Source organism: Candidatus Binatia bacterium (genome assembly GCA_036563615.1).
GTDB lineage: Bacteria > Desulfobacterota > Binatia > UBA12015 > UBA12015 > DATCMB01.
In genome coordinates this window covers 358,879-370,971 of sequence record DATCMB010000004.1, presented here as the reverse complement: position 1 = coordinate 370,971, position 12,093 = coordinate 358,879, and the positions used below count along the sequence as shown (strand labels likewise).

At 69.4% G+C, this 12,093-nt stretch carries 13 protein-coding genes; all 13 read left to right on the top strand.

Going from position 1 to position 12,093, the window contains the following annotated elements; genetic code table 11:
* The first annotated feature begins 16 nt into the window (after positions 1-16).
* Positions 17-1,528, top strand: coding sequence for a cobyrinate a,c-diamide synthase (locus VIS07_01605; protein HEY8514191.1), 1,512 nt, complete (start codon positions 17-19; stop codon positions 1,526-1,528).
* Positions 1,518-2,594: a cobalamin-binding protein gene (locus tag VIS07_01600; GenBank protein ID HEY8514190.1), complete on the top strand. Its 1,077-nt coding sequence runs from the start codon at positions 1,518-1,520 to the stop codon at positions 2,592-2,594. Before VIS07_01605 ends, VIS07_01600 begins: the two co-directional genes overlap by 11 nt.
* An 11-nt stretch (positions 2,595-2,605) precedes the next feature.
* Positions 2,606-3,679: an iron ABC transporter permease gene (locus tag VIS07_01595; GenBank protein HEY8514189.1), complete on the top strand. Its 1,074-nt coding sequence runs from the start codon at positions 2,606-2,608 to the stop codon at positions 3,677-3,679.
* The gene (locus VIS07_01590; protein HEY8514188.1) at positions 3,676-4,521 is read left to right on the top strand and encodes an ABC transporter ATP-binding protein; all 846 of its coding nucleotides are present in this window, start codon (positions 3,676-3,678) and stop codon (positions 4,519-4,521) included. Before VIS07_01595 ends, VIS07_01590 begins: the two co-directional genes overlap by 4 nt.
* A gap of 100 nt (positions 4,522-4,621) precedes the next feature.
* Positions 4,622-5,008, top strand: coding sequence for an NADH-quinone oxidoreductase subunit A (locus VIS07_01585; protein ID HEY8514187.1), 387 nt, complete (start codon positions 4,622-4,624; stop codon positions 5,006-5,008).
* Positions 5,009-5,062: 54 nt separating this feature from the next.
* Positions 5,063-5,575 carry an NADH-quinone oxidoreductase subunit NuoB gene (nuoB, locus tag VIS07_01580; protein ID HEY8514186.1) on the top strand — a complete coding sequence of 171 codons (513 nt, stop codon included), beginning with the start codon at positions 5,063-5,065 and terminating at the stop codon, positions 5,573-5,575.
* Complete coding sequence (locus VIS07_01575) at positions 5,572-6,084, top strand: NADH-quinone oxidoreductase subunit C (protein HEY8514185.1); 513 nt, start codon at positions 5,572-5,574, stop codon at positions 6,082-6,084. The genes nuoB and VIS07_01575 overlap by 4 nt, the downstream gene beginning before the upstream one ends.
* 2 nt (positions 6,085-6,086) lie before the next feature.
* Positions 6,087-7,241 carry an NADH-quinone oxidoreductase subunit D gene (locus VIS07_01570; protein HEY8514184.1) on the top strand — a complete coding sequence of 385 codons (1,155 nt, stop codon included), beginning with the start codon at positions 6,087-6,089 and terminating at the stop codon, positions 7,239-7,241.
* The gene (gene nuoH / locus VIS07_01565; GenBank protein HEY8514183.1) at positions 7,241-8,425 is read left to right on the top strand and encodes an NADH-quinone oxidoreductase subunit NuoH; all 1,185 of its coding nucleotides are present in this window, start codon (positions 7,241-7,243) and stop codon (positions 8,423-8,425) included. Before VIS07_01570 ends, nuoH begins: the two co-directional genes overlap by 1 nt.
* 7 nt (positions 8,426-8,432) lie before the next feature.
* Complete coding sequence (locus VIS07_01560) at positions 8,433-9,038, top strand: NADH-quinone oxidoreductase subunit I (protein HEY8514182.1); 606 nt, start codon at positions 8,433-8,435, stop codon at positions 9,036-9,038.
* A gap of 39 nt (positions 9,039-9,077) precedes the next feature.
* Positions 9,078-9,575 (top strand): NADH-quinone oxidoreductase subunit J, encoded by a 498-nt coding sequence (locus VIS07_01555; protein HEY8514181.1) that lies wholly within the window; start codon positions 9,078-9,080, stop codon positions 9,573-9,575.
* Complete coding sequence (nuoK, locus tag VIS07_01550; protein HEY8514180.1) at positions 9,572-9,883, top strand: NADH-quinone oxidoreductase subunit NuoK; 312 nt, start codon at positions 9,572-9,574, stop codon at positions 9,881-9,883. The genes VIS07_01555 and nuoK overlap by 4 nt, the downstream gene beginning before the upstream one ends.
* A gap of 39 nt (positions 9,884-9,922) precedes the next feature.
* Positions 9,923-12,082, top strand: coding sequence for an NADH-quinone oxidoreductase subunit L (nuoL, locus tag VIS07_01545; GenBank protein ID HEY8514179.1), 2,160 nt, complete (start codon positions 9,923-9,925; stop codon positions 12,080-12,082).
* Positions 12,083-12,093: the final 11 nt, after the last annotated feature.

Here is a 12,093-nt window from a genome sequence, read left to right as displayed (position 1 = left end):
TTCTGCAACGTCAAGCATGGGTGAAACGGTCGCATCCGGCGTCGTCGTCGCCGCGCCGCAGAGCGGCGTCGGCAAGACCACGGTCACGCTCGGCCTGATCGCGGCGCTGCGCGCGCGCGGCCTGCGCGTGCAGCCGTTCAAGGTCGGCCCGGACTTCATCGACCCGAGCCACCTGACGCGCGCCGCCGGACGTCGCGCGCGCAACCTCGACGTCTGGCTCACCTCGCCGCAATACGTGACGCGGCTCGTCGCCGAGACGACGCGCGACGCGGACTTCGCTGTCGTCGAGGGCATGATGGGGCTGTTCGACGGCGTCGACGGCGCGAGCGATCACGGCAGCACGGCGGAGATCGCGTCGCTGCTCGGCTGGCCGGTGCTGCTGGTGGTCGACGCGAGCGCCGCGGCGCGCAGCGTCGCGGCGCTGGTGCGCGGCTTCCGGACGTTCTCCGAGAGCGTCGACGTGGCGGCCGTGGTCTTCGACCGGATCGGCGGCGACGCACACCTGGCGATGCTCCGCGACGCGTGCGCGGCGGAGGGCGTCGTCGTCCTCGGCGGGCTGCCGGCGAATCCGGCGCTCGACATTCCCGAGCGTCACCTCGGGCTGCACCTTGCGGGCGAGGCGAGCGGGCCGCGCGACTACGAGGCGTTCGGGCGCGCGGTGCGCGAGCACCTCGACGTCGACGCGCTGCTGCGGCTGGTGCGCGAGCGCGGCGCGGGGACACGCGTGGCGCGTGCGGACGGCGCGGACGCGGCGGCGTGGTCCGCGCGCACGCCTGCGTCGGAAGCGTCGGCAACGGAGACGCCGGCGCCGTCCGAGGGCGCACCACCGGCGGGGACGTCCGCATCCTCGCGGGCGTCTGCGCCGCCGCGCTGCCGCATCGCCGTCGCCCGCGACGAGGCGTTCTGCTTCTACTACGAGGACAACCTCGAGCTCCTGCGCGCGGCCGGCGCGGAGCTCGTCGAGTTTAGCCCGCTCGCCTCGCCGCGCCTGCCGACCGACGTCGACGGTCTCTACTTGGGCGGCGGCTATCCCGAGCTGCACGCGCGCACGCTGGCCTCGGCGCGCGGCCTGCGCGACGAGATCCGGCGCTTTGCCGCGCGTGGCGGCATGATCTACGCCGAGTGCGGCGGCTTCATGGTCCTGCAGCGCGCGATCCGACTGCTCGACGGCAGCGAGGAGGAGATGGTGGGCGTCTTTCCGGGCGTCGCGGAGATGCGCCCAGGGCTCGTCGCGCTCGGCTACCGCGAGACCCGCATGACGCTCGACGATCGTTGCTTGACGGTGCGCGGCCAGGAGTTCCGCCACTCGCGGCTCGTCGACTGGCCGCAGCCGGCCGTGGTCGACGGCGAGGAGGTACGCTTGCTCTCCGAGCCGGCCGCGGGCGAGGCGCCGAGCGGCGCCGAGGGCATGGCCTGGCGCAACGTCGTCGCGGGCTACCAGCACCTGCACTTCGGCAGCGCACCGGCGCTCGCCGAGATCCTGGTCGCGCGCGCGGCCGCCGCGCGGGGACGACGCGATGCGGGCTGACACGAGCGCACGCGCGCGGCGGGCGCGCGGTACGCGCTGCGCGACCACGGCGCGCGCGGCGACGGTGCCCCCGGCGGTGGTGTCGGCGATGCGCGTCGCGCGCGCCGTGCTGCTCGCGGTCGTCATGATGCTGACGTTGTCTCTCCTCGCGGTCGCGCAGCCGGCCGTCGCAGCGGGGGCCGCCGACGCCGATTCGAAAACCGTGCCCGGCGCCGACGCGTCCCCCGAGCCGCCGCCGGGTGGAGTCCAGCGCATCGTGTCGCTGGTGCCGTCGGTGACGGAGACCGTCTTCGCGCTCGACCGCGGCGACCGCTTGGTCGGTATCTCGACGTTCTGCGACTACCCGCCCGACGAGGTGCGCGGCATCCCGCGCGCCGGCAGCTACTTGACGCCGAGCGTGGAGACGATCGTCGCGCTGCGTCCGGACGTCGTGATCGGCGTGCCGACGCCGGGCAACCAGACGGCGGTCGAGCAGCTGCGCTCGCTCGGCGTCCCGGTGGTGATCGTCGGCGAGCTCACGCTCGACGACACATGGCAGGCGATCCGCACGATCGGGCGCTGGGTCGGCAACGAGGAGGGCGCGAACGCGCTCGTCGAGCGCATCCAGGCGCAGATCGCGGAGGTGCGGGAGCGCGCGTCGCGCGTGCAGCCGCGCAAGGTGCTGTTCGTCGTCGGCCACGACCCGCTGGTCGTGGCGGGGAAGGGGCTGTTCATCGACGAGCTGATCGGCATCGCAGGCGGGATCAACGTCGGCGCGCAGAGCCCGGGCACGTGGCCGCGGATCTCGCTCGAGACCGTGGTCGCGGCGGCGCCGGAGGTCATCATCGACGGCGCGATGGGCTCCGAGGCGGGCGCGAGCCTCGAAGCCTACTGGCGGCCCTACACGTCGGTGCCCGCGGTGCGCGACGGACGGCTGCGCGCGCAGTCGTCGGATGCGCTGCTGCGCCCGGGACCGCGCGTCGGGCTCGGGGCGCAGCAGCTCTTCGATCTCATTCACGCGGACGACGCCCCCAGCGGCGCGCGCACGCCCGCCGCCGCCGACGCGACGCCGGGGCCAGCGGCGTGAGCGGAGCGCCGATGCTTCGTGGCGACGACCGGCAAGCGCTCGCGCCGCGCGTCACCGGGCAACGGCTCGCGGTACTGCACGCCGTCGGACTCGTGGGATTGCTCGTCGTCATGCTCGGCGCGGCGCTGGTCGGCCCGGTGCGCGTCGATCCGATCGCCGCGTGGCTCGCGCCGCCCGACGATCCGGCGCGCGTCATCCTGTTCGGCGCGCGCGTGCCGCGGATCGTGCTCGCGGCGCTGGTCGGCGGCGCGCTCGGTCTCGCCGGTGCGGCGCTGCAGGCGCTGCTCTCGAACCCGCTCGCGTGTCCGCACGTGCTCGGCATCTCGGGCGGCGCTGCGCTGCTCGGCATCGTCGCGATGATCGCGACGACGATTCCGGGCGCCGCGGCGCTCGGGCTCGCGGGCGAGGTGTCTCTGCTCGTGGTGCCGGCGGCGGCGTTCTTCGGCGCGCTCGCGACCGCCGTGCTGGTGCAGAGCGTCGCGCGCACGAGCGGGCGGGTGACGCCGCACACGCTGCTCCTGACCGGCGTCGTGTTCAACGCCTTCGCCGCGGCGGTCATCACCTTCATCAACACGCTCGCCGACTTCTACCGCGCGCACGGCATCCTCGCGTGGGTCGTCGGCACGGTCACGGTGCGCGGCGCGGCGTGGACGCTCGCCGCCGCGGTGACGCTGCTCGTCGGGCTCGTGCTGCTGTCGGCGAGCGCGCGCGACCTGAACGCGCTCGGTCTCGGCGAGGAGGGCGCGACGAGCCTCGGGGTCGACGTCGCGCGCGCGCGACGCGCGGTCTACCTCGCGGTCGCGCTGCTCGTCGCCGGCGCGGTGCCGGTGTCGGGGATGATCGGCTTCGTCGGACTCATCGTGCCGCACGTCGTTCGCTTGCTCGTCGGCGCCGACCAGCGTCTCGTGCTGCCGGCCGCGATGTGGATGGGCGGCGCGTTCCTGGTGGTCGCCGACACCGCGGCGCGCAGCGTGCTCGGCTCGACCGAGCTGCCGGTCGGCGTGGTCACCGCGCTCTGCGGCGGGCCGTTCTTCCTCTTATTGTTGCGCCGCCAGGCGAGCGACGAGGCGGGCGCGCTGCGATGAGCGCGGTCGCGTTCCCTCGCTCGCTCGTGCTCGAGGCGCGCCGCGTCGGCGTTCGCTACTCCGGACGCGAGGCGCTCAGCGCCGTCGACGCGCGCGTCACGCCGGGCGAGGTGCTCGGCATCATCGGTCCGAACGGCTCGGGGAAGTCGACGCTCGTGCGCGTGCTCGCCGGGGTGCGCGCGCCGGACGACGGCGACGTCCTGCTCGGTGGCAGGCCCATCGCCGAGGTGCCGCGGCGCGAGCGTGCGCGCCTCATCGCGCTCGTGCCGCAGGAGACGCACCTCGCGTTTCCCATCCGGGTGCGCGAGCTCGTGCTGCTCGGTCGCTCGCCGCACACCGGACCCTTCGGCTGGGAGCGCGCCGAGGACCTGCGCGCGGCGCACGACGCGATGCAGCGTGCAGGCGTGCTCGAGCTCGCGGACCGACCGCTCGACCGCCTCTCCGGCGGTGAGCGTCAGCGTGCGGTGCTCGCACGTGCTCTCGCACAGCAGCCGCGCATCCTGCTGCTCGACGAGCCGACCGCGTTCCTCGATCTGCGCCACGCGGTGCTGCTGCTCGACCTGGTGCGCGACCTCTGCCGCGGCGAGGGGCTTGCGGTCGCGGTAGTGCTGCACGATCTCAACCTCGCCGCGATGTACTGCGATCGCTTGGTGCTGCTCAGCCGCGGTCGCGTGCACGCCGCGGGAGATCCAGCTACGGTGTTGAATTATCGCGACCTCTGCGACGTGTACGGCACGGAGCTTTACGTCGCGCCGAACGACGTCACCGGGCAGCTCGTCGTGCTGCCGCTCTCGCGCGAGTATCGCGAGCGCGTTGCTTCTCTTGTGAATAAGCAACGCTAAACGATTGCAATCGTGCAATCGTTTCGGGGCCATTCAATTGACTGCACGGGAGGGCGGTTGGTAGTCATCCCTCGGGCGCAGCTCTGACGACGGAGCGGAAGTGGAATTTCAGTTCGCCAACGTCCTGGTCTTCCTGCTTCTCGGTGCGATCACCGCGGGGCTGATGTTGGGCCTCGGGTGGCTGCTCCGCCCCGCCAACCCGGACGCGCGCAAGCTCACGACCTACGAGTGCGGTGAGCCGCCGTCGGGCAGCGCCTGGATCAACTTCAACATCCGCTTCTACCTGATCGCCCTGGTCTTCGTGATCTTCGACGTAGAGGTCGCGTTCGTCTACCCCGTCGTCACGGCGTTCAAGCAGTACGTGCTCGACGGCCGCGGACTGCTGGTCTTGACGGAGCTGCTGGTCTTCATCGGCATCTTGTTCGTTGGCCTGATCTACGTGTGGGCCAAGCAGGATCTCGACTGGCTGAAGAAGGTGGCGCGCTAGAGCTGAAGCCGCGCGAAACGAGAGGACTCAACCGAGAGGACTCAAAGGAAGCTCATGTCGCTGATCAACAGCGTTCCCGAGACCGTGGTCACGGCGAAGCTGGACGAGGTGCTGAACTGGACGCGCAAATCGTCCGTTTGGTACATGCTCTTCGGCCTCGCCTGCTGCGCGATCGAGATGATGCAGACGGGCGGGCCGCGGGCGGACCTCGATCGCTTCGGCGCGGTGCCGCGGGCGACGCCGCGCGTGTCCGACCTGATCATCGTGTCGGGCACGCTGACGCTCAAGATGGCGCTGCGCACCAAGCTTCTCTACGAGCAGATGCCCGATCCGAAGTACGTGATTTCGATGGGCAGCTGCGCGAACTGCGGCGGGCTCTTCCAGCTCGCCTACTCGGTGTGCGACGGGGTCGACAAGGTGATCCCGGTCGACGTGTACGTGCCGGGTTGCCCGCCGCGGCCCGAGGCGCTCACCGAGGGGCTGCTCAAGCTTCAGGAGAAGATCCAGCAGGAGCGCTGGCTCGTGCGGAAACCCGCCGAGCCCGACGCCGACGTCGCCAGCGCGTGAGCCGCTCAACCATGGACGCCGCGGACATCCACCGTCGGCTGCGCGAGCGGCTCGGCAACCTGGTGTCCGCCGAGCTCAAGGTCGCGAGCTGGAGCCTGTGCGACGTGAAGCCGCAGTCGGTCGCCGAGGTGTGCCGCTTCCTGCGTGACGAGCCGGAGCTCGCGTTCGACTGCCTGTCGAACCTGAGCGCCGTCGACCGCAAGGGCGAGGACACGATCGAGGTCTACTACCACCTGTTCTCGTACAAGCACCGGCACCGCATCGCGCTGCGCGCCGCCACCCCGCGTCCCGATCCGGTCTTGCCGACCGTGTCGCACATCTGGCCGATCGCGAACTGGCTCGAGCGCGAGGCGTTCGACCTGCTCGGCGTGCGCTTCGCCGGTCATCCCGATCTCCGCCGCCTGCTGATGCCCGAGGACTGGGTCGGACATCCGCTGCGCAAGGACTTCGTCGAGCCCGAGGAGTACCACGGCATCTCGACCCGGCGAGAGAGCCTTCTCAAGCTATGAGCATGAACGCCATCGACATCGACGTCGAGCGCGAGACACCCGCCGGACTCGAGACCGAGGAGATGACCCTCAACATGGGTCCGCAGCACCCGTCGACGCACGGCGTGCTGCGCTTCGTCGTCAAGGCGGACGGCGAGGTGATGCGCCGGGCGATCCCGGACATCGGCTACCTGCACCGCTCGATCGAGAAGATCGCCGAGAAGGTCGGCTACCACGGCTTCATGCCGTACACCGACCGCGTCGACTACGTGTCGGCGATGCAGTGCAACCAGGGCTGGGCGATGGCGTGCGAGGCGCTCGCCGGCATCCAGGTGCCGCGGCGCGGCGAGTACTGTCGCGTGATCGCCGCGGAGCTCGGTCGCATCGCGAGCCACCTGCTGTCGGTCGGCGCGACCGGCATGGACATCGGCGCGATGACGCCGTTCACGCACGCGCTGCGCGAGCGCGAGCGGATCAACGATCTGCTCGAGGAGCTCTGCGGCGCGCGCCTGACCTTCAACTACATGCGCATCGGCGGCTGCGCGTGGGACCTGCCGCCCGGCTTCGCGCGGCGCGTGCTCACCTTCCTCGATCGCTTCGAGCCGCTGATCGACGAGTACAACGAGCTCATCTCGTTCAACAAGATCTACGTCGAGCGGCTCGCGAACGTCGCGGTCATCCCGCCGGAGATGGCGATCGCGTACAACCTCGTCGGTCCGAACCTGCGCGGCTCGGGCATCAAGTACGACGTGCGCAAGGACGACCCGTACTCGGTCTATCCCGAGTTCGAGTTCGACGTCCCGGTCGGCACCGGCGAGCGCGGCACGCTCGGCGACTCGTACGACCGCTACATGGTGCGCATCCGGGAGATGAAGGAGAGCTGCCGCATCGTGCGGCAAGCGATCGAGGGCATCCCCGAGGGGCCGGTGATCGCCAAGGTGCCGCGCACCTTCAAGCCTCCGCCCGGTGAAGCGTACGTGCGCGTCGAGGGCTCGCGCGGCGACATGGGCTGGTTCGTCGTCAGCGACGGAACCGCGTTCCCGTACCGCGTTCACATCCGCACCGGCTCGTTCGCCGCGATGGCGATCATCGAGGAGCTCAGCAAGGGCCTGATGATCGCCGACCTGGTCGCGGTCATCGCGAGCCTCGACATCGTTGCTCCCGAGGTCGACCGCTGATGCAGCAATTCGCCGACCGCCTGCTCGCCGAAGGCATCCTCGCCGGGCTTCCGACCTCCGTCGGCTACGTGCTCGTGATCGCCTTCTTCGCCTTCGTGGTGCTGAACTTCATCATGCTCATCGCGGGGGTGACGAGCTGGCTCGAGCGGCGCGTGTGGGCGCGCATCCAGTCGCGGGTCGGGCCGAACCGGGTCGGGCCGCAGGGCGTCATCCAGTGGCTCGCCGACGGCGTCAAGAACGTCCTCAAGGAGGACATCGTGCCGGCGGCGGCCGACAAGCCGCTGTTCAAGGCCGCGCCGTACCTCGCGATGATCGGCTTCTTCGGCGCCTGGGCCTGCATCCCGTTCGGTGACGGGCTGATCATCGCCGACCTCAACGTCGGCGTGCTCTACATCACCGCCGTCACCGGGCTCGTCGTGGTCGGCATCCTGATGGCCGGCTGGTCGTCCAACAACAAGTGGGCGCTGCTCGGTGGTATCCGCTCGGCGGCGCAGATCGTGAGCTACGAGATCCCGGCGGCGATCGCGATCAACACCGTGATCCTGCTGACCGGCACGCTCAGCATGCAGGGCATCATCCGTCAGCAGGGCTGGGCGCCGTGGGACTGGTTCCTGTTCGACAACCCGTTCACGTTCATCGCGTTTCCGATCTTCTTCATCGCGCTGCTCGCCGAAGGGAACCGCACGCCGTTCGACCTGCCCGAGGCGGAGTCCGAGCTCGTCGCCGGCGCCTTCACCGAGTACAGCGGGCTGCGCAGCCTGCTCTTCTTCCTGGTCGAGTGGGGCAACCTGTACGTCATCGGCGCCCTGTGCACGACGCTCTTCCTCGGCGGCTGGCAGGTGCCGGCGTTCACCGACAACGCGGTCGTCCTCGGGCTGGCGCAGTTCGCCGTCTTCTTCTTGAAATCCTACTTCCTCGTGTTCGTCGCGATGTGGATCCGCGCGACGCTGCCGCGCGTGCGCGTCGACCAGCTCATGACCGTGTGCTGGAAGTACCTGGTGCCGATCTCGTTCGTGAACCTGGTCGGCGCGATGCTGTGGGTGGTCGCGTTCCCGAACGGCCTCGTGCCGGTGCGGATCGCGATGTTCCTGTTCGGCGTCGCGCTCGTCCTGTACTTCTTCTCGCGGGTGGCGTTCCATCTCCGGCGCGCGCGTCCCGAGCTGAGGTTGAACCCGATCTCCTGAGGAGACGATGGGACTTTCCTCCTACATCGCGAACATCCGCGAGACCCTCGGGACGATCTTCGAGGGAATGGCGATCACGGCGTCGCACCTGGTGCGCAAGCCGTACACCGTGCAGTACCCCGACCGGGTCGACGTGCGCGTGCAGGACACGCTGCCGTTCCGCTACCGCGGGCTGCTCGACGTCGACCTCGAGATCTGCACGGGCTGCCTCGCGTGCGAGCGCGCGTGTCCGATCGACTGCATCGTGATCGAGGCCGAGAAGGACAAGCAGACCAAGGAGATGATCCTCAGGCGCTTCGACATCGACTTGGCGAAGTGCATGTACTGCGGCCTCTGCTCGGAGCCGTGCCCGACCGGCGCGATCCACCACACGCCGGAGTTCGAGGGCGCGGACTACTCGCTCGAGAGCCTGGTGCGCCGCTTCGTGAAGGCTCCGGTGGTCGCCTACAAGCCGCCGAAGGGACCGGAGACCAACCCCGAGGTGGCGCCGATCCTGGCGCGCGGATTGAGGTACCTGGACGAATTTGCTAGCCCCGGCGACGCCAAAACCGCAGCGTCCGCGAGGCCGGCGACGTCCGCCGGGTCCGCAGCGTCCGCAACGGTCGAAGGATGAAGCCTCTCGCCCGTACGACTCGCCCGGTGAAGCGCTGACGTGATCTACGCGGCTCTCTTCTACGCGATCGCCGGTCTCACCGTTCTCTCGGCCATCGGCGTCGCGTTCACGCGCAACGTCTTCTATTCGGCGATGTGCTTGATGGGGACGCTGCTCGGTGCGTCGGGGTTGTTCGTCTTCCTCGCCGCCGACTTCGTCGCCGTCGTGCAGCTGCTCGTGTACGTCGGCGGCATCCTCGTGCTGACGCTCTTCGCCATCATGCTGACGCACCAGATCTCGGAAGTGCAGGTATCGAACCGCTCGGTGGGACGACTGCCGGCGTTCGCGCTGGTGGTGCTGGTCGGCATCGGGATGGGCGTCGCGCTGTTCCGCGCGCCCTGGCACACCAAGCCGCTTCCCGAGGCGACGCCGACGACCTACCACATCGGCGACGCCTTCCTGAACCAGTGGCTGCTGCCGTTCGAGCTCGCCTCGGTCGTGCTCTTGACGGCGCTGGTCGGCGCGATCGTGCTGTCGCGCAAGGAGCTCCGCGGGTGACCGAGATCGGGCTGCATCACTACCTCGTCGTCAGTCTGATCGTGTTCCTCGCCGGCGTCTTCACCGTTTTGACGCGGCGCAACGCGATCGGCGTGCTGATGGGGATCGAGCTGATCCTGAACTCCGCGAACATCAACTACATCGCCTTCTCGCGCTTCGGTGGCGGCGGCTACGACGGGCAGGTGTTCTCGGTCTTCGTCATCATGCTCGCCGCGGCGGAGGCGGCGATCGGCCTCGCCATCGTGCTCGGCATCTATCGGCAGTTCGAAACCATCGACGTGGAGGCAACCGACACGTTGCGCGGTTGACGCGCGACGTGGCGACCCAGCGAGGGAAGCACTGACGCCGTGTCGGATCCGATCGAAGTCTCGTACCTTCGCTGGATCGTCCTCGCGCCGCTGATCGGCGCCGCGATCAACGGGCTGTTCGGCGCCAGGCTGCAGAAGGCCTTCGGCAAGACGCTGATCGCCGCGATCGCGTGCGTGCCGGTGGTGATCAGCTTCGTCCTGGCGGTCACCGCGTTCCGCCAGCTCCTCGCGCTCGAGCCGACGCAGCGCTTCCTGCTCGACTCGGTGTCGAAGTGGATCCACATCGGGCAGCTCCGGCTCGACATCGCGTTCTGGGTCGATCCGCTGTCCGCCGTCATGATCCTCGTCGTCACCGGGATCGGCGGGCTGATCCACTTCTACTCCGTCGGCTACATGGACGAGGAGCCCAGCTTCTGGCGCTTCTTCGCCTACCTGAACCTCTTCATGGCGGCGATGCTGACGCTCGTGCTCGGCGACAGCTTGCTCGTGCTGTTCGTCGGCTGGGAGGGCGTCGGGCTCTGCTCCTACGCGCTGATCGGCTTCTGGTACAAGGAGTGGGCGAACGCGAGCGCGGGCTCGAAGGCGTTCATCGTCAACCGCGTCGGCGACTTCGGCTTCGTCGTCGGCATGTTCGCGCTGTTCTGGGCGCTCGACGGCGCGGGGCAGGGCACGCTGGTCTTCCGTGAGATCGCCGAGCGCGTCCACCTGCTCGACGGTCAAACCATCTGGGGCATCGCGGTTCCGACGTTCGTCACGCTGATGCTGTTCGTCGGCGCGACCGGCAAGTCGGCGCAGATCCCGCTCTATGTCTGGCTGCCCGACGCGATGGCCGGTCCGACGCCAGTCTCCGCGCTGATCCACGCCGCGACCATGGTGACCGCGGGCGTGTACATGATCGCGCGCCTGTCGTTCCTGTTCTCGATGGCGCCGGCGACGCTCGCCGTGATCGCGACGATCGGCATCGCCACCGCGTTCTTCGCCGCGACCATCGGCACCACGCAGTACGACATCAAGCGCGTGCTCGCGTACTCGACGGTGTCGCAGCTCGGCTTCATGGTGGTCGCGATGGGTGTGGGCGCGTACGCGGCCGGCATCTTCCACCTCTTCACGCACGCGTTCTTCAAGGCCTGCCTGTTCCTCGGCTCGGGCAGCGTGATCCACGCGCTGCACCACGAGCAGGACATGCGGCGCATGGGCGGGCTGCGGAAGTACATGCCGATCACCTTCTGGACGTTCTTGATCTCGACGCTCGCGATCGCCGGCATGCCGCCGTTCGCCGGCTTCTTCTCGAAGGACGAGATCCTCTGGAAGGCGTGGTCGAGCCCGTACGGCGCGGGCTGGATCTGGGCGCTCGGCACGCTGACCGCCGGGCTCACCGCGTTCTACATGTTCCGCCAGGTCTTCATGGTGTTCTTCGGCGAGTACCGCGGAGGGCACGGCGGACACCACGACGACGCGCACGGCTCGCACGACGCACACCACGGCGGGGCGCACGAGCCGCACGAGTCGCCGGCGATCATGACCATTCCGTTGATCGTCCTCGCGCTCGGCGCGGTCGTGGTCGGCTTCCTCAACGTGCCGAGCGCGCTCGGCGGCCACCACGTCTTCGAGAACTGGCTCGCGCCGGTGCTCGAGCCGGCGAAGGTGGCGGCTGCGCACGGCGCGACGGCCGGCGCGCACGGCGTCGTCAAGGAGCTCGAGCACGCCGTCGCCGACACGCTGCACCACGTCGAGCACGACCCGTTCGAGTACGTCCTGATGACGATCTCGGTGCTGGTCGCGATGGGCGGCATCCTGCTCGCCTGGCTGATGTACATGCGCAAGGCGATCTCGCCCGAGTTCTTCACCCAGGCGTGGGCGGGCGTGCCGTACAGGATCGTCTTCAACAAGTACTACGTCGACGAGATCTACGAGGCGACGGTCGTGCGCGGAACGATGCTGCTGTCGCGCGCGCTCGCGGCCTTCGACCGCGTCGTGATCGACGGGCTGGTCAACGCGACCGCGACGGTGACGCGTCTCGCGTCCGCCGCGGACGGGGCGTTCGACCGCTACGTCGTCGACGGGATCGTCAACCTGGTCGGCTCGGTCACCATGTGGATGGGCAACCGCGTGCGCCGCATCCAGACCGGGCACGTCTACTCGTATCTCTACGCGATCGTGATCGGCGTCGTCGTGATCATGTTCGCGCGGCTACTGTGAGGTGGGCTCAG